Origin of the sequence: Mesorhizobium sp. M0077 (assembly GCF_040322955.1) — a bacterium.
Taxonomy (GTDB): domain Bacteria; phylum Pseudomonadota; class Alphaproteobacteria; order Rhizobiales; family Rhizobiaceae; genus Mesorhizobium.
In genome coordinates this window covers 206,005-223,289 of sequence record NZ_JAMYUL010000012.1, presented here as the reverse complement: position 1 = coordinate 223,289, position 17,285 = coordinate 206,005, and the positions used below count along the sequence as shown (strand labels likewise).

19 protein-coding genes are annotated in these 17,285 nt (G+C 60.4%); 8 read left to right on the top strand and 11 right to left on the bottom strand.

Going from position 1 to position 17,285, the window contains the following annotated elements:
* Window positions 1-281 precede the first annotated feature (281 nt).
* Window positions 282-1,073, top strand: a complete 792-nt coding sequence (locus NKJ57_RS22875; RefSeq protein ID WP_352512427.1) for a PRC-barrel domain-containing protein — start codon at window positions 282-284, stop codon at window positions 1,071-1,073.
* A gap of 123 nt (window positions 1,074-1,196) precedes the next feature.
* Window positions 1,197-2,573: a sensor histidine kinase gene (locus NKJ57_RS22870; RefSeq protein WP_352512429.1), complete on the top strand. Its 1,377-nt coding sequence runs from the start codon at window positions 1,197-1,199 to the stop codon at window positions 2,571-2,573.
* Window positions 2,574-2,655: 82 nt separating this feature from the next.
* Here the strand turns inward: NKJ57_RS22870 and NKJ57_RS22865 are convergent, their stop codons facing one another.
* The 4 genes from NKJ57_RS22865 to NKJ57_RS22850 all read right to left on the bottom strand — a co-directional run bounded on the left by NKJ57_RS22865 (window position 2,656) and on the right by NKJ57_RS22850 (window position 5,827).
* Window positions 2,656-3,630 (bottom strand): L,D-transpeptidase family protein, encoded by a 975-nt coding sequence (locus tag NKJ57_RS22865; RefSeq protein WP_352512430.1) that lies wholly within the window; start codon window positions 3,628-3,630, stop codon window positions 2,656-2,658.
* Between the two features lie 314 nt (window positions 3,631-3,944).
* Window positions 3,945-4,199 (bottom strand): hypothetical protein, encoded by a 255-nt coding sequence (locus NKJ57_RS22860; protein ID WP_023699977.1) that lies wholly within the window; start codon window positions 4,197-4,199, stop codon window positions 3,945-3,947.
* A gap of 224 nt (window positions 4,200-4,423) precedes the next feature.
* Window positions 4,424-4,627, bottom strand: a complete 204-nt coding sequence (locus NKJ57_RS22855; protein ID WP_023741853.1) for a hypothetical protein — start codon at window positions 4,625-4,627, stop codon at window positions 4,424-4,426.
* 432 nt (window positions 4,628-5,059) lie between these two features.
* On the bottom strand, window positions 5,060-5,827 hold the full coding sequence (locus tag NKJ57_RS22850) for a LysR family transcriptional regulator (protein WP_352512432.1): 768 nt from the start codon (window positions 5,825-5,827) through the stop codon (window positions 5,060-5,062).
* A 176-nt stretch (window positions 5,828-6,003) separates the two neighbouring features.
* Between NKJ57_RS22850 and NKJ57_RS22845 the strand changes: the two genes are divergently transcribed.
* The 6 genes from NKJ57_RS22845 to NKJ57_RS22820 all read left to right on the top strand — a co-directional run bounded on the left by NKJ57_RS22845 (window position 6,004) and on the right by NKJ57_RS22820 (window position 11,928).
* The gene (locus NKJ57_RS22845) at window positions 6,004-6,828 is read left to right on the top strand and encodes an MFS transporter (protein WP_352512434.1); all 825 of its coding nucleotides are present in this window, start codon (window positions 6,004-6,006) and stop codon (window positions 6,826-6,828) included.
* A gap of 24 nt (window positions 6,829-6,852) precedes the next feature.
* Window positions 6,853-7,206, top strand: coding sequence for an MFS transporter (locus NKJ57_RS22840; RefSeq protein ID WP_352512435.1), 354 nt, complete (start codon window positions 6,853-6,855; stop codon window positions 7,204-7,206).
* Between the two features lie 300 nt (window positions 7,207-7,506).
* Window positions 7,507-8,334 carry a transporter substrate-binding domain-containing protein gene (locus NKJ57_RS22835; protein WP_352512437.1) on the top strand — a complete coding sequence of 276 codons (828 nt, stop codon included), beginning with the start codon at window positions 7,507-7,509 and terminating at the stop codon, window positions 8,332-8,334.
* Window positions 8,335-8,475: 141 nt separating this feature from the next.
* Complete coding sequence (locus NKJ57_RS22830; RefSeq protein WP_352512439.1) at window positions 8,476-9,756, top strand: NAD(P)/FAD-dependent oxidoreductase; 1,281 nt, start codon at window positions 8,476-8,478, stop codon at window positions 9,754-9,756.
* 19 nt (window positions 9,757-9,775) lie between these two features.
* A complete protein-coding gene (locus tag NKJ57_RS22825; RefSeq protein ID WP_023687785.1) occupies window positions 9,776-10,747 on the top strand; it encodes an amino acid ABC transporter permease in 972 nt (323 codons plus the stop codon).
* Between the two features lie 617 nt (window positions 10,748-11,364).
* Window positions 11,365-11,928 carry a sigma-70 family RNA polymerase sigma factor gene (locus NKJ57_RS22820; RefSeq protein WP_023667968.1) on the top strand — a complete coding sequence of 188 codons (564 nt, stop codon included), beginning with the start codon at window positions 11,365-11,367 and terminating at the stop codon, window positions 11,926-11,928.
* Here the strand turns inward: NKJ57_RS22820 and NKJ57_RS22815 are convergent, their stop codons facing one another.
* The 7 genes from NKJ57_RS22815 to NKJ57_RS22785 all read right to left on the bottom strand — a co-directional run bounded on the left by NKJ57_RS22815 (window position 11,929) and on the right by NKJ57_RS22785 (window position 17,283).
* Window positions 11,929-12,105 carry a hypothetical protein gene (locus NKJ57_RS22815; protein ID WP_023667969.1) on the bottom strand — a complete coding sequence of 59 codons (177 nt, stop codon included), beginning with the start codon at window positions 12,103-12,105 and terminating at the stop codon, window positions 11,929-11,931. It lies immediately after the preceding gene.
* A 141-nt stretch (window positions 12,106-12,246) separates the two neighbouring features.
* Window positions 12,247-12,465, bottom strand: a complete 219-nt coding sequence (locus NKJ57_RS22810; protein ID WP_023691451.1) for a hypothetical protein — start codon at window positions 12,463-12,465, stop codon at window positions 12,247-12,249.
* A gap of 73 nt (window positions 12,466-12,538) precedes the next feature.
* Window positions 12,539-13,441, bottom strand: coding sequence for a class I SAM-dependent methyltransferase (locus NKJ57_RS22805; RefSeq protein ID WP_023691450.1), 903 nt, complete (start codon window positions 13,439-13,441; stop codon window positions 12,539-12,541).
* A 4-nt stretch (window positions 13,442-13,445) separates the two neighbouring features.
* A complete protein-coding gene (locus tag NKJ57_RS22800) occupies window positions 13,446-14,423 on the bottom strand; it encodes a GNAT family N-acetyltransferase (protein WP_023667972.1) in 978 nt (325 codons plus the stop codon).
* A gap of 8 nt (window positions 14,424-14,431) precedes the next feature.
* Complete coding sequence (locus NKJ57_RS22795; protein ID WP_023667973.1) at window positions 14,432-15,589, bottom strand: glycosyltransferase; 1,158 nt, start codon at window positions 15,587-15,589, stop codon at window positions 14,432-14,434.
* A gap of 7 nt (window positions 15,590-15,596) precedes the next feature.
* Window positions 15,597-16,529 carry a glycoside hydrolase 5 family protein gene (locus NKJ57_RS22790; protein ID WP_023691448.1) on the bottom strand — a complete coding sequence of 311 codons (933 nt, stop codon included), beginning with the start codon at window positions 16,527-16,529 and terminating at the stop codon, window positions 15,597-15,599.
* Entirely contained in the window at window positions 16,522-17,283 is a 762-nt protein-coding gene (locus NKJ57_RS22785; RefSeq protein ID WP_023667975.1) for a TIGR04290 family methyltransferase, read from the bottom strand. The genes NKJ57_RS22790 and NKJ57_RS22785 overlap by 8 nt, the downstream gene beginning before the upstream one ends.
* Window positions 17,284-17,285: the final 2 nt, after the last annotated feature.

Genomic DNA, 17,285 nt, shown 5'->3' with positions numbered 1-17,285 from the left:
CGACCCATGTCTCCAACCATCCAGCCACGGATGAACCAATGGCGCCTCCGGCTCAAGCTTGAAAGCGACGAAGAGCGGGGCTCGGTTTCGTTCGCATTCCGGGGTAAGACGATCGACGGCGCGATATTCGGGAAAGAATATAGCTCGCCGCCGGCCAGTATATGACGGAACCAATCTGTGAGTTTCGCATTATGTTGAGTTGGTACCGAGCATTTCGCGGTACGTTCCTACCAGTCTAGGTAGACCGACCTCGTCACTCGAAGCCGCCGAACGGATATCCTATGACTTTTGCGAAAATTGCAGCGCCCTTGGCGCTTTTTTGCGCGCTCGGCGTTACTCCGGCGTTTGCCGTGTGCAACATTTCTGACGCAAAGCTCGAAGAGGCGGTGCTCAAGAGCCCCGAGTTGCGCAAGCCCGAGAACCGCTATCTCGTGCGCGATTTGCGCAAACTGCGCGATGCGGCGTTCATCCTGTGGTCCTACGGCTTGCACGACGATTGCGAGCGAGTGCTGGCCAACATCCGCCAGTTGATTGCGTCGCCCTCCATGGGGAAGCTCGGCGACAACGATGAGGACGAAGCAGACCAGCAGCTGGCCGCGAGCGAACCACAAATCCATGAGGGGGGCGAAATTCAGGGCAATCGCAACGCGCCGGACGCACGGCCCCTCATCAACATCGACGAACTCGGCCCGGGCTTGCGCGTCGACGAGATCGTGGGCTCGGAAGTTCGCAGTTCCGACGACAAGATCGTTGGCGAGGTCCGCAATGTCGTTATCGGCACGAAGGACCGCTGGGACTATGCCGTCGTCGCAGCTGCCGGTTTCTTCATAGCGGGCAAGGACAGCATCGTCGTTCCCCTCCGCTACCTGCAGGTGAACGAGGCCCGCAACAGCTTTTATCTTCGAATTTCCAGCGCGCAGGTCAAGATGGTGCCGCTGATGCCTGACCAGGAATATCTATGGCTGGCGGACGAAAAATGGCGCGCCACCAACGACGCTATCTTCCAGAGCCTGAACCCGGATCCTGCCCGGTATGGGGAAGCTGCAAAGCAGACGGATGCTGGCGTGAAGTGACCCGCGGTTAGGGCGCTTCGCCCATAGTACATCGTGCTGACCCACAACACAGCCAATCCACACCCGTCACCCGCGGCACACTCGTACCGAGAAGGCGATCCCTTCCGTCAGAAAGCATGCCCGATGGAAAGCTTCTCGATAAACGAGATCTTTGCGCAAGACATCGTCGACACGGCTCGCGACGCTTTGCTGGTCCTAAGCCCGGACTTAACAGTGGTGTCCGCCAATCGGGCGTTCTATGCCACGTTCATGACCCACGCCGAGGAAACGATCGGACGTCGGCTGTACGACCTTGGCGACGGCCAGTGGAATATCCCCGCTCTCCGGCAGCTCCTGGAGGAGATCGTGCCGACGAATACAACGGTCGATGGATATGAGGTTGATGCCTCGTTTCCCGAACTCGGCCGCAAGGTCATGTTACTCAACGCCCGGACGGTCTATAGGCCCGGCGGTCACGTCAGCTTCTTCCTTCTGGCAATTGACGATATCACCGAGGGCAAGCTCGCGAAGATCGAAGCCGAGCGCAACTGGCAGCTCGCGCAGAACATTGTCGATACCGTCCGCGACCCGCTTCTGATCCTTGAGGAGGACATGAGCGTGGCCATAGCGAGCCGATCGTTCCTGAACTTGTTCGGTGTCAAGGCCGGCGAGGTGTTAGGACGCCGGCTTCATGAGCTTGGAGCCGGCCAGTGGAATGTCGCTGCGCTTAACGATCTCCTCGAACGGATCATTCCCCATGACGAGGACCTAGACGGGCTGCTGCTGGAAGACGATTTTCCCGGACTCGGGCGTCGCGTCTTCAAGATCAACGCCCGAAAAGTGTTTCGCCCCGGCGATCATATGACACGATTGCTTGTCGTGTTCGAGGATGCGACCGAGGCGGTGCTTCTTGATCGCCATCGCGACGTGCTTGCAGCCGAATTGGCGCATCGCATCAAGAACAGCCTCCAGATCATCTCGTCGTTCGTGTCGTATGAGATACGGCGCGCTGCGGAGCCCTGCATTGAAGGTTATCAAGCCATGCAGGCGAGGATCGGCGCTGTTGCCGAACTCTACGACGTTATCGCCCAATCGAGTGCGTTTGGTCCGGTGCACATCGAGTCTTACCTGAATGGCATCAGCGGCACGATCCAGAAGAGCCTGCTCGGCCGCAATTCGAATGTCACGATCACTACCAAGACAGAGCAATTGAGCATCCTGCCCGATCATGCCGTCGCGATCGGGCTGGTCGCCAATGAGCTGGCGACCAATGCCGTCAAATATGCGTTTCCGTCCGGCTACGGCGAGATCATTCTCGGCTTTCAACGCAGGGATGGCGAGGTCACACTGACCGTCAGCGACAATGGCGCCGGCCTAAGCGGCAAGGCCGAGGGACCCGGGCTGGGCACGCGGTTTGTCAACGCTTTCATCAAGCAGCTGGGCGGTTCGCTCGCAATCGCCACAAGCACCAGCGGCACGACCTTCACCGTTCGGCTGCCAGCGTCGATCTTGGCGCAGTAGACGTGCGGTGTAGGCTGTCCGGAAGGCCCGGCCTTGGTTTCCGACCCTATCGTTCAACGGGCAGGCTCGTCGACGGCTTGCGTCACTCGTCCTTGAAAGTCACCTTCATATGTTTTTGCACCATCGAGGCGAGGTCCTCGGCATCCCAGTTCGTTAGCCTGATGCAGCCGTGAGAGAAGGTCTTCCCGATCTTGCCGGGTTCGGGCGTGCCGTGAATGCCGTAGCTTTCGATGGAGAGGTCGATCCAGATCGATCCCACGGGATTGTTAGGGCCGGCAGCAATGGTGAAGGGCCGCTTGGTTTTGACTCCCTTGAATGCAAAATCGGGATCGTAGTGATAGGTCGGGTTGTGCACCACCCTTTGGATCTCTGCCTGCCCACTTGGTGCCGGCTTCTCGTCGCTCCCGATCGAGGCAGGGTAGACGGCAAGCGCTTTATTGGAGGGGTCGAGCACGCGCACCTGATGAGCGCCTTTGTCGACTTCGACGCCGGCAATGGTGGCGGGAGGTTCACCCCGGCCAACATCTGGTACCAGCAGCGTGGTTCCAGCTTTCCTGAATCCGGTGCCTGGGTTTAGCCTCCTGAGCAATGGTTCGCTCACATGGAAGCGCTCCGCCAGCTTCTCGATCGAGTCGTGATAGCCAAGCCTTCTCAGGCGAGCCATCCTCTCCATGCGCCCCGGAATGCGTTTGGTGAAGGGGCCGCGTACATCTTTGCGGGTCAGTTCATAGGTGACCAGAGCTGGGCTGGTGGAGGTTGCCATCAGCTTGTCCCAAGTCGCCTGGGTGAGCTTGCCATCTGGCGCCAGTCCGTTCGACGCCTGGAAGGCCTTGACCGCCTTGGCGAAGTTCTCTCCAAGGCGGCCGTCGATGAGCCCCGGTGAGAAGCGCGCACGATCCAAAAAAATTTGCGCCTTCAGCACGGCAGGATCGAGCCCTTTCGGATCGCCGGCGGAGAATTGCGCCTGATTTACCGCGGCTAGGTCCAGCTTGGCCGCCTCCGTCCCGCCGCATGCGAAGGCGAGTGCAATGGCGAGGAGGAGAAGGAGCCTGATCATCGATGTCACTCCTTGCGTTAAATCGCACCTGATCTGCTTCTATGACGCGCTGTGGCAGATCTGGTTCCATTCGCCGGTAGGAGGATCCTAGGCAACCTGCCTTACGCTGCCGACCGGTCCGAGACGTTCGATGCCCGTGACTTGCCCCTCACGAGAGGCGTTGCTGGCCGCGCAGATCGGCAGTGTAAAAATGGTCTGGCCATGTTGACGTGAGCTTCTACCTTCAAACTGCCCACTACCTGGACCGGCAGTCAAATGGTCTCAGGGCAGCAAGTGAGGAGATGCGCTGGGAACCGGCTTGTCGGGCGGGTATTCTATTGATCTTCGGTATCGATAGATCCATGTTCCGTCGTCACTGTGATCGCGTTGTCGCCCGCGATTGCTCTAGCGTATTCGAAGCGCTCCAACTTCTGTTCTGCCGATAGGCCTTTGAACATCGCGGTGGCCGAGTTCGTGATTTTGAAGTCGCCGCAACTCGGACAGCGAAACTCCCGGATGTCACCAACTGTCTCCGAATTAACGAGCGCCTGCTCATCTGTAATCGGGCAAATTGCGGCCATCCAAGCCATCGTGGTCCTCCGTCCTAAGGCCGTCCTCGATTACCCAAAAGGCATCGTCGAGTGCAAAATCCATTTCTGCCGACGCTCACCCCCCCTGGAGTACTCCACCGAGTAGATCGCGCTCTCCACTCTCCAACCCGGAATGTGGATTAAAGCCAGTTCCTCGGCGAGCGATTTGCTGGTCAGCGGTAGGCGCTCTCGCTCTGGAGCCTCTCCCAAGCGATCGGAGATGTTCATGTAGCGTCGGGCAGGACCGAAGGGCCGGAACGTGGCGTTTTCATCTCTTCGGCAATCACCAGTAGCGCCTCCAGAGCGACGGCGATCCCCGACATCAGCGTACTTATGTCTGCGTTGCCGCCGAGCGTCGAAAGTTCGGCCGCTCGCGTTTGCATGCTTTGGCTCAGCTCTTGTAACTTCAGGCGCAGCTCGTCATCCATGTATGTTCTCCAAGCTTGACGCTGGAGGAACGCGCCTGCTTACAACCCGTTCCGCCGGTGGCCGCAGAGAACCAGAGACACCGCAGATGCTACAACTTGCGCTGTGGCGGCGCTTAGGATGGGCGGTGGATTGAGCCTCAGCGACTGACCGTCGGCAAATAGCGGATGCTTCAGTCTCGAAAAGGTGCTGGACGGCTCGATATGCACCGCCCCTTGGCCCTGGGTGCTGGTCCCATGCACAGTAAGGCCGTGCAAGTGCGCGCGGCCTCTGGGCTCAACATTCCAGTCGTCATGGTCCAAAGTTGTCCCAAGGTGGGTTCTCACCGAAGTGGGCGGCGAGAAGCGTCACGAAGCTTTGAACTTTGGCGGAAAGATGCCTTCTTGACGGGTACATCGCGTAGATCGACCGGCTTACCGGCTTGAACTGGGGCATCACTGTCTCCAGTTGGCCCGAACGAATGGCTTCTCCAGAAGGAAAGTGGGGCAAAGTACTATGCCTGCTCCACCCAGCGCCGCATCGCGCAGGAGCTGCCCGTTCGTTGCCGTCATCCGTGCAGTGATTTTTACCGCCACTTCCCCCTTTGGTCCGTCGAACCGCCATTTTCCGCGGCTGGCGCGCAACGCGTAGTCCAGACAATCATGGTCGTGGAGATCCGACGGCTTTGTGGGACGCCCGCGTCTGTCCAGATAATCGCGCGAAGCGCAGACCACCTCGCGTGAGGGCGCGATTCGGCGAGCAACCAGATTGGAAACCGTGAGTGGAGCGATGCGTACCGCGACATCCAAGCCCTCTTCCACGATATCAACCACACGGTCGTCCAACACCAACTCAACCGACACCTCCGGATAGACCGCGAGATATTCTGCAACGACTCTCCCAAGGTGCATCGCGCCGAAGGAGATCGGCGCGCTGACACGCAGTGAGCCGGTCGGACGTGTCTTGCTCTCGGCCGCGCTCGTACGAACTTCCTCGACATCCTCGATTATGCGCAGACTGCGCTCGTAGACGGAGGAGCCGACCTCTGTCAGGCTGATGCGCCGGGTCGTCCGGTTGAGAAGGCGTGCGCCAAGCCACTCTTCCAGCATTTGGACATGCTTGCTCACGGCCGCTGGCGATAGTCGCATCCGCTTGGCCGCTCCAGCGAAGCTGCCTTCACCGACGACGTTGGCAAACACGGTCATGCTGGTCAGCCGGTCCAACTGCAATCACCTCTTTCATTCACGTTTCGTGAGTTCACCATCCATATTTCCCTCGATTATCAATCCACAGTGGACAGATTATCTGAAGCCAGGCCGGGATCAATTGCCCGATCCGTCTCTCTAACATTTGCCCGAAACGTCGGCGTCGAGTGCCTTCTCGCGGGCTGGAGGTGATCATGTCTCTGACCAAAGCAGCCCTTCAGGAGAAACAGGGAGCCACTGTTCGCATGTGGCTCTCCGTGCTCACCGTATCGCTGGGTATTTTTTCGATGATCACTGCGGAGCAACTCCCTGTGGGGCTGATTCCGGCAATTTCTTCCGAGTTGAATGTCTCTATTGGGAGTGGCGGTCTCACGGTGACGATACCCGGCGTAATTGCGGCGTTCGCTTCTATCGGTTTGCCGTTGGCAGTGGGGAGGCTCGACCGGCGTATTCTGATGGCGGGCCTGCTCGCGGTAATGGCTGCGGCGAGCGTGATTTCAGCGCTCGCAACGAACTTTCCCGTTCTGCTCGCGTCCAGGCTGCTCGTCGGGATCACCATCGGTGGCTTTTGGGCGATAGCCGGGAGCATCGCAGTACGCCTTGTTCCTGGACCGTCCGTGCCGCGCGCCATGACTATTGTCTTCGGCGGTGTAAGTGCCGCTGCGGTGCTGGGCGTGCCGGCTGGCACGATCATCGGTGATCTAGTCGGCTGGCGCGGCGCGTTCTGGTCTCTCGCCGGTCTGAGCTTTGCCATACTGCTCGCCGCCCTGCTTGTGCTTCCGAAGCTGGAGGCGGCGCAGCCTGTGGAGGTGAAAGCCCTGCGTGCGCAATTGCGCAATCCCGCCCTTCTGGCGGGCGTGGTTGCGACCGCACTGCTGGTGGCTGCCCACTACGGTGCCTACACCTTCGTGAGCCCGGTGTTGCTGGAGGTCTCGGGCGTCACTGCAGGGAGCATAGGCTGGCTACTGTTGGGGTATGGCATTCTCGGAATGATTGGCAACGCCGTCGCAGGCGTCTGAGCCGCCAAATCCGTCGGTCGCACATTGGCCTGCGTCGTCATTGGGCTCGGGGCCACGCTGGCTCTTTTCCCGTTGCTCGGGGTCACGCCGCTCACAGGAACCATCCTGCTGCTGGTGTGGGGCTTCGCGTATGGCGCGGCGCCCATCACGCTGCAGACGTGGGTGCTGAGTGCAGCATCAGAAAGCGCGGAGACCGCGACGGCCATCTACTGCTTCACTTTCAATCTTGCCATCTCCGTGGGTACCCTAGCGACCAGTCAGATCGTCGACACGATGGGCGTGAACAGGGTCCTCTGGGTCGATTCCGCCATCATCCTGCTGGTGCTGCTGCCGGTGTGCCGCGCACCCATGCTTAACCGGAACATCGGAAACTCGTAGACAGCAAGCCATCCTGTGCCGCCCATCTGGCAATGATGCTGTGTAGGTTGAAGTAGACCTTCGTTCCTCTGTCTTGAAAGTCACGCGCGTCACATCAAACGCGGGTTCCGCCGCACCGTGCGGGTGCCGATGCTTTGCGCCCCCGGAGGACAACTGGCTACTTGAAAAAGGACTTGATCCCCTCGTCGATATGTGTGCTGATATGAGATCGATCTCATGCCGCGCTCTCAATTGCTGTTTCTCTACGGGAGCGCGCTCTGGGAAGCATATGTCTGAATGACGATGAAGAGGGAGGTTCAAGTGAGGAAATTGATCGCGTGGCTGGCCTTGGCCACTACCACGCTCGCGTTCGCGTCTGCGGCCTCGGCGGGTGAAACCATCGACCGGGTTACCTCGAAGAAGGCAATGGTGGTCGCCACAAACAGCGGTTGGCCGCCGCAGAGTTTCCTCGACGACAGCAATCAGTTGGTCGGCTTCGATATCGACGTCTCGAAGGAGATCGCAAGGCGCCTCGGTGTCGAGGTCAGTTTCGATACGCCGGACTGGGCGACGATGACGGGCGGCCATTGGCAGGGACGTTACGATCTGGGTGTCGGCTCGGTGACGCCGACCAAAGCGCGGGCCAAGGTGATCGATTTCGAAGGCATCTATTATTATAGCCCCTACGTTTACGTGGTTCACAAGGACAGCCCGGCCAAATCGGTCGCCGACCTGAACGGCAAGATCATCGGCGTCGAGACCGCCACCACGTCGGAGGATTTCATCCGCAGACAACTCGAGATCGATGCTCCCGGCCTGCCGCCCATCGAATACAAGCTGGAGCCCGGTGAGATAAGGACTTTCGCCGACTCAATGCTGCCGTTCGACGATTTGAGGCTCGGCGACGGCGTGCGCCTCAACGCGGTCATCGCACCAGAACAGACGGCTCAAAACGCGATAAAGAACGGCTACCCGTTGCGTGTCCTGGAAGGCGGCTATGCCTTCCGTGAGCCACTGGTGGTGATCGCGGAAAAAGGTGATGCCGAGTGGAATGCCAAGATCGGCGCCATTCTCGACGAGATGAAGAAGGACGGTACCCTCGCGAAGCTGACCACCAAGTGGTACGGCAAGGATTACAGCGCCGACTGAGGAGCGTCGTGGATAAAGCTTGAGCGGGATGCATTCAATTCATCCCGCTCCATCTGTTTTGTTTCAGCCGCATTTCCACGACACCGGGCGGCTCCGCCTGCCTGCAAAATGCTCTAGTGCCGCCACCTCATCATATTGATCATGACATGTCCTGACACCTATTACCGACGCACGCTTGCCGACAACACCATTAGACCGCCGCTGAGCGGCGTTTCCGAGTGCGAGACAGTCGTTGTCGGCGGCGGACTGGCCGGCCTGACGACGGCGTTGCAGCTGGCTCGCGCCGGCCAGCAGGTCGTCGTGCTTGAGGCGCAGCGGATAGGATTCGGCGCTTCCGGTCGCAATGGCGGCTTCGTCAATCCCGGTTTCGCCACCGGCACCGACAACATCGCCGCGATGGCCGGCGTCGACGCGGCACAAAAACTGCACCGCCTGTCCATCGAAGGCGTCGACTTCGTGCGGCAGACGATCCGCGATCTCGACATCAAGGCGGCAGAGCCGCGCTCCGGTATATTGAGCGTGCTTCGCCACGATGGTGGCGCCGCGCTCAAGGCATATGCCGAGCAACTGGCGCGGGATTTCGACTATCGGCTCGACTATCTCGATCGCGACCAGGTGCGAGCGGTGCTCCATTCGGATCGCTACCACCAAGGCCTGCGCGATCCCAGCGCCTTCCACATGCATCCGCTTAACTATCTGCGCGCCGTTGCTGGCGAGATCGAGCGGCTGGGCGGCAGGATATACGAGAGAACGGCTGCCGTTGAAGCCAACCTTGACGGCGCCGAAAAGATCTTGCGTACCGACAGCGGCGAAGTGCGCGCCCGCCAGGCCGTAGTTGCCACCGGCGGATATACGGGCCCACTGGTCGGCCGGCTGCAGCGGGCATTCCTGCCTATCGCCACTTACGTTATGGTGAGCGAGGAGGCGCCTGACCTCATCGCCAAGGCGATTACGACGACCGACGCCGTCGGCGATAACCGTCGCGCAGGCGATTATTACCGTGTTGTCGAAGGCGGCAGGCGGCTGCTCTGGGGAGGGCGCATCACCACCCGGGCAGCCTCATCGGGCGTGTTGGCGAGGCAATTGCGCCGTGAGATGGTCACCACTTATCCGCAGCTCGAACACCTCAAGACCGAACTCGCCTGGTCCGGGCTCATGTCTTATGCCCGGCACATGATGCCCCAGATAGGCCCGTTGCAGCCGGGCGTCTGGTACCTCACGGCTTTTGGTGGCCATGGCATCAACACCACGGCGATCGCCGGCAAGTTGATCGCCGAAGCCATACTGGGACAATCGGACCGTTACCGGCTGTTTGCACCATTCGGCCTTGCCTGGGCGGGCGGCCCGGCTGGACTTGCGGTTGCGCAACTCACCTACTGGAAGCTGCAGGCGCAGGATTGGTGGCGCGAGCGGGCCCGCTGACCGCAGGGAGATCGAAGACGTGATCGGCCGACTATTGCTCAACCACCCGGACGCGGCGCGCCGCGTTGGCGTGTTCTTCGTGCTCGCCGCCATCGCCGCCGGCCTGTATGGGCTCGGCATCAAAGCCAGTTGGCTCGGCAAGCTCGTTCCGGGGTCGGTCGAGTGGCTCGCCGCCAACCCGGACGTCGGGCGGGCGGTCTCGGCGGTGCTGATCGCATTGATCTTGGTGGCGAACTGGAACGCGCTGCGGTATCTCAGCCGCAAACAGCAGATTGTGGCAGTTTGGATAGAGCTGTTCGTGTTGCTAATGTTGTTTTTCTATTCCTTCGACCTGTCCTTCGCGTTCATCGCCAAGAAGATCGGCTTCCTCGTCTCGAAGGGTGTGGTGACGACCCTCTACATTTCGGCCATTTCGATCGCCATCGCCACCCTCATCGCCTTCGTTGGCGCCATCGCCAAACTTTCCCGCAACGGCGTGGTCTATGGCTTGGCGACCTTCTATACCTCTCTGTTTCGTGGCTTGCCGTTGCTGATGCAGATCTACATCATCTATCTCGGCCTGCCGCAGATTGGCTACGTGATCGGCGCCGTGCCGGCTGGCATCATGGCGCTGTCGCTCTGCTACGGCGCGTACATGACCGAGATCTTCCGGGCCGGCATCGAAAGCATCTCGCGCGGCCAGACCGAGGGTGCTACGGCACTCGGCCTTAGCGCTAACCAGACGATGTTCCTGGTCATCCTGCCGCAGGCGATGCGCGTCATCGTGCCGCCGACCGGCAACCAGTTCATTGCGATGCTGAAGGATTCTTCGCTGGTCTCGGTGGTCGGGGTCTGGGAGATCATGTATCTCGCACGCACGCAGGGCCAGACCGAGTTCCGCCACATCGAGATGCTCATCACCGCCTCGATGATCTATTGGCTGCTCTCGATGGGGCTCGAGTTCCTTCAGTCGCGGATCGAGGACCGGTTCGGGCGCTCACTCAAGCGCTGATCGTCATCCGTGATCTTCGCCAAAGCGAGTTGCACAGCACCGCAACAGCCAGCTTCGGAGAGCAGCTGCAGATTGTACGCGACAGCATGCCGTTCGGCGACGTCGTGAGGGGTGAATCAACCCGGTATTTCATCGGCTTAGCCCGATCGGAGGGCAGAATAGAGCAAGTGCTGGACGAGCATGTTCGTTGGCCGACCGCCCGACGACCGATTGCTGGATTTCACCCGCGCCAATAAGTTAACAAAATTAATGACTCTAACATGTCTCCGGCCAACCATTATCGCTATGTATCGATGGTAGCCGAGTTCGCCACGTGGTTCGCCAATAGGTTTGTCAGCAGTGGTTTGCGCGTTACCAGCCGCACGACTCGGTCCATGCCCTGCACAGCCAAACGCACCGGCGAGACTTCCCGGGAATGAAGCTCGGCATGGTGTTTCGTTCCTTTGAAGTGGGCGTGGTTGGGGGAAGACCGTAGTCGGCGTGTTCGCGCCCGGTGGAATTTTCGAAGAGTTGTTTCCAACGGCGGGAACGAACCAAACTTCCATGCATTTAGCTCTGGCTTCGTTCATTCACTCTTTCTTCTGGGAGCTGGACCATTGTCATCCGGAGGCTATCTCTTGGCCGACCAACAAACCAATGACGTTTCCATCGTCGATCTGATACCTGCCCTGCGGGCTTTCGCGCGCACCTTCTGCCGCGTTCCAGACGATGCCGACGATCTGGTGCAGGAAACGTTGACCAAAGGGCTCGCCAACATCGACAAGTTCGAACCTGGTACACGCATGAAGTCGTGGCTCTTCACCATCATGCGCAACACCTACTACACCCGGATCAAGATCGCTGCACGGGAAGCGCCAGGCCTTCTCGACTGCGCGTCTTCGAGACCGATTTCGGAAGCTACCCAGGAATGGACCGTTCAGAGCAAGGAAGTTCACGGCGCCATCCAAAAGCTGCCCGAACATCAGCGCGAGGTGCTGATGCTGATCGGCGTTTTAGGAGTGGGCTACGAGGAAACCGCCGAAATCTGCGGCTGCGCGGTAGGGACGGTCAAGAGCCGGCTGAACCGTGCCCGCGCCAACATCCTTGAGCTACTCGGGGAGAGCTCGTTGCAGACATTGATAGAAAGGCGAAATCAGCTGTCGGATGGTCAGCTCGATATAGAGGTCGACAGCCGCAGATAATCAGCTCTTCACGTCTCGCCGACGCTTCTCGACGAGAGCGTTTTGCAATTGGATCGCCAGCTTGGATAGGCGGTCTGGTATCTTTTCCTGCTCTATGGCGGCCAGCAGGGAAGCAATCTCCTGATCCACTGCCATCTCGACAAGCAGATCCGTGGTATCGTCGCTCGAATGAGACATCACGTTCTCTTGATAGCATCCCTAGATCCAAGTCTGATGATGAGCGCTCGGCACTACAAGGCGTTGTCGACCGCCGAGAGGCTCACCGGCGGCCCTTGCACAGTTTTCCTCCGTGCCGCGGCAAGACGCGGCGCGGTGGCGTCAGTCCTTCAGCAACCGGTTTGCGGCGTGATCCTGAAATTGATCGGACTTGATTCGATTGCCGTCCAGCCCGCGCTCTCGGCTATGTTGCTTCCTGTCGCGGTTGGACAAAACCGCGTTTTCTTCGATCTTGTCCTTGTCCAAGGTGGTCATTGCGCCGGCGCCGGCACCTTTGCCTTGGCTGCCTTGGCCGAAATGCTTTTTGCCGCCGGATGCCATGATCTCCTCCTTCGAATCCAGGACACCGATCGGTGCCGACGCCCGAACCGGCATCGCGCTGTAATGTTCCGTCTCACCCAGCAAGCAGGAAGGCGTCGCCATCCCATGACCCAAACGGCTTCTCGCCGTCGATGACGACCCGCAATTGGTGAGCTTGCGCAAGACGGCCAATGTCGGCCCGGTCCAAAGAAAGCGATCCGCGATAAGAATAGTTGAGCAATGCGAGCCGGCCCGGCCGTTTGAGAACGCGCGCAATTTCATCGAAAAGCCGCTCAGCCATGCCGGCCAGGACCAGGTAGGGAAAGCTGTCGACCGCCAACACGCAATCGAAACTGTCGTCGTCGAAGTCGGCCAGATCGAGACCGGAGGTTTGGCGCAGTTCGACATTGCCGAGCGCTGCGCATTGCTCGGAGGCGATAGAGATCATCCGCGATGATATGTCGATGCCGACCATCCGCTTGAAGGAATTGGACAGCGCGCGCTCGAAACGTCCGATGCCGCAACCGATGTCGAGAATGTCTCGTTCAATTCCGGTGAATTCTCGCGCCTCGAGCCATTCAACGATTTCGTCGGTCATGGCTGTCAGCCGCTCGTCATCGCCAAGGGATCCTAACTGGACACTTGCGGCTGTCGAAATTGCTGCCGCGGCATCAAAACTCGAGGCCAGCCGCGTGACGACGGCAATATCCGTCTCGCCGTTACCGCGTTCATGCCGAACGGCGCCGCCTGTCGCTCGCAAAGTGGCAAGGACGCCCGGTCTGTGGCGCAGCAGTCCAGCGACCTTTCGCAGTCTTTCAGCATCGCCGGTATCCGCCGGACGGACTTTCAGCACGAACTCCGCCAATTCCGCCGCTTCAATTGTGGGCGGCAGGTGAAGCGCCAGCCTGACGAGAACAGCTTCGGCGCAGGCACCATCGGCCATGCAATCTTCGACCGCCCGTCTGACCGATGTCCGGCGCTGCGCGTGCACACTCATGACATCAACTCCGCGTCCAGATCCTCCGCATCGTCCACCTGTCGACGGCGCCCCAGCCATATTTGTAGGCCTCCTGGCCGCGCAGGAAGTCGAACTCGCGCGCATCCTCGCGGATCGACTCCGCGATCGCGTGGCCGATCAGGATCGCCCCTGGGCTCTCCTCGGCATATGCAGGATCGAGGCCGCCGAGATAGGCATAGGCGCGGCCGCGGTGGTGAAATCCGTAATAGGCGGCGACAGTCGTGCCATCGATCGCGAGCAACCAGCATCGGACCAGGCCGTGAGCATCGAGCAAGGGAAGTGAAAGCCCATGGAAGTGCTGCACGGCGGGGTCGGCCAATACACCACCTCCATGTCCAACCCAGCGTGCCTGGTGCAGGCGGATCAATTGGTTCAGGAAGTTCTGATCGCCCCGCGCTGACGCCAACGCGAGCCGGCCGCGTCTGGACGCCGCTTGGCGCGCCCGGCGCAACTGGCGCCTGCGCCGAGCGGGAACGCAGCCGGCCAACGTGTCGTCGCCGGCAACAGCAAGCACGGGACAGGCTGCATGAATTACCGGCCTCTCGACCGTTAAACCGGGATGCGCGATCGTAAGACCGGCACTGTTTTGCGGCAGATCAGACAAGATCCATTGTGACCACCCGACCGAGCAGATCGTTTCGGCAATGGTGGCGACAACCGCCGCCTCGATATCCCGGACAGCCAGGATGTCCAGATAATCACTGAGCGAAATACCGACCGGAAGCAGCTTCGAACCGGCCGTTCCATGCTCGAGATAGAGTGGCGCCAGCCCGACCAGATCGCCGCCACGCCAGACCGCAACTGTCGCCAGTTCACCGGGTGCGAATGCGCGCCACCATGGCACCAGCCAGGCGGGGGATTGGAACGGCGTCGCAGAGGAACTCTGCTCCCACAGTTTCCACCAGTGCGGCGTCAAGGCATCGAATTTTACGGGGTCATCGATGATTTCGCTGCGCAACACTGCTTTTCTCACGGTGCCGCAGCGAAGCGCCGGCAATCTGTGCCAAGTTGTGCCAGCGCCTGATAGGCAGCCATATACGACGAGATCATCCGTTCCAGCGAAAACCGCCGTCGCGCCTCCACCCGGCACGCCTCGGCGTCCAGGCTGGGCGCCGCAAGAATGGCTTGGGCCATCTCGTCGACTGTGTTGACGAGAAAGCCCGTCCTGCCGTGCTCGATGACATCCGCAAGCGCACCATTCGGGAATGCGACCACCGGGGTACCGCAGGCGAGGGCCTCCATGGCGACAAGCGAGCTTGTCTCGGCGGCGAGGCTTGGAATGACCAGACAGCGGGCTGCGTTGAGAAAGCGCCTCTTGGCGTTAAAACCGAGCGGGCCCAGGAAGCGGCGGCGAGCATCAAGACGGGATTGGACCTCGTCGCGAAAGTAGCGCGTATGTGTTTCGTAGGGGTAGACCTTGCCGCCGATGACCAGGGGCACGCCCGCCTGTTTGGCCGCGTCCAGGGCCAGGTGAATGCCCTTTTCCGGGCAGACTCGGCTGAGAACCAGGGCAAAGTCTCGCTTCGGCTGCACCAGGCTCAGTGCTTCGATGTCAACGCCGTTGGGAATCGGCGCCACCAGTCTGGCCCCTGGTGGCGCCGTTTGCTGCTGGGTGGGCGAGACCGCATGGAGCCACAGGTCGTCGCGCGTCGGTCGCAGAGCCTCGGCCGGATACCAGTCCAAGGGCAGGTGGAGGCTCACCAGGGTCGGACCATCGTCGGGCAAATAGGCATGAAAATCGATACCGTGCAGATGAGCCACATCGATCGGCCATCGGGCGCGGGCAGCGGCGATCGCTTTGCGATGAGCCTGCTGCGCGCGGCTCTTCGCCGCCTCGTCGAGCACGCCGTTTTCAGCCGGTATTTCCACAAGGGTACCGCTCGCGCTGGAGCCGCGGCAGCCAATGACGATAGAGCGGTGGCCGGCGCGAACCAGCTCCCGATCGAGCATCGACAGAACCTGTTCGGCACCGCCGACAGCATCGGGTCCGACGGGTGCGAGAGGGTAGGCGACATTGAGGACAGTGAGCGCCGCGGCTGGTTGCGCCTCGGTCCCGTATGCCGCACCACCTGTCGATGATGCCGCTAATTCGTCCAATGTGTCGGGCGTCTGATGCATTGGCAGCATGACACTTTCACGCTGCCGAGGCCCGCCGCGTCGGGAGCGAAGCGGACGTCATGCCGGGCGCATAGCGGCGGATCATGGTTGCGCAGAATTCCGCGAACTCCTCCGGCACCAGAGGTGGGCTGGTGTGGTGGGGCATCATTCCGCGATGCTGCGGTGTAAAGCAAAAGGTGACCGTCACGTCGAAATCGGCGAGTGCCTCCATCTGCCGGTCAAACCAGTCCAGCGCGTTCGGCCGGAAGCTGTCTGCCCAGGAAAGCCCCGTGCGCATATTGGTGACGCCCAGCCGCTTCATCCAGGCGACGGCATCGTCCAGCCGGGCGTCCTCGAAATGAAACCACTGCACCAGCCCCATTGCGGGCGTGTAGCGCAGGAACTCCTCCAGCGCAGGTTTTGGCGTACCGTCCTGGCGTAGCAGCCCCATGTGGAAATGTCGATAGTAAGAAGAGCCCTCTGCCTCGCGATGCCGCGTCGTTGCTTCCCATTCGCGCGGAAGATCGTAGAGGCTGTACCACTGGATGCGTGGTGCGTTGCCGATCAGCAACTCGGCGGTGCGCTTGAGCCCCCAGACCTGGATTTCTTCCGCGCCGAAGGTCGATACGCCGACTTCGCTGACCCAGATGGGAAGGTTGGTGACGGTCGCGATCTCGCCGATCTTCTGTGGCCATTCGTGGATCTGCCACAGGTTCCAGTCGAGCGGAAAGCCGTGCACGGCGACGGCATCGACATGGTCCAGCACGCCGAATTCCTTCATGCGGGTGATAAAGCCCGGATCTATCGGCGAGATGCCACCGAGTACTTTCGTCAAAGACGGGTTCTCCGACGCGATTGCGTCAGCCGACAAGATCGCCATCCTGGCAAAGCGGCTCCAATCGGGATCGAGCTCTGGGTCCCAATGCGATTTGTTGTTGGGCTCGTTCCAGATCATGGCGGCTTCAATCATGGAGCTGTCCTTTCGAGGGGTAGATGGCGCCGCCGCCGGCCGGGTCCCCGGCTGCGCGGCAGAAATAGACCTCCTGCTCGGGGTGCAGAACGATCTCGAAACCGGCGCTGCGCAGCATCGCTTCGGTGCAGGCGCGGTTTGGAATCCACCAGTTGGTGGGATCGTCGGCATAGCGGTGCTCGATAAAATGCAGCTTGGGAAACTGCGGCTGGTCGAACAGGTCATGCGTCCAGAAATGATAGTTTTCTTCCAACTCGGGCAGATCCGCGCTGCCGCGCTGCATGGACTGGAAGATCATCAGGTCACGGGCGACATGTTCGCGGATCAGGTCGAGCGCGAGCAAGGGGTGGCGCAAATGGTAAAGCACCCCCATGAACAGCACGACATCGAACGTCTCGCGCAGCGAGCCGACGTCGTAGACCGAAAGCTTCTGGAATTCGATCTCGCAATCGGCAACCTCGGCGGCAAAGCGAGCCTGCGCCAGGTAGGCGTCATCGAAATCGATGCCGAGGACACGGTCAGCACCTCGCCGTTTCATCTCGATGGAGTAAAATCCTGCATTGCAGCCGATATCGAGTACGGCCTTGCCCCTCAGATCAGCGGGAATGGCATTGGCAAATTTGCGCCATTTGATCAGCGGGTAGTTGCCCAGAAAATGGTTGGGAGCGGTTTGGACGCCGGCAAGTTCCATGTTGTGGAACCATGGGCCGAGCGCATCGATGCGGCGGCGGATTTCGGCATGGGAATGCAGCATGG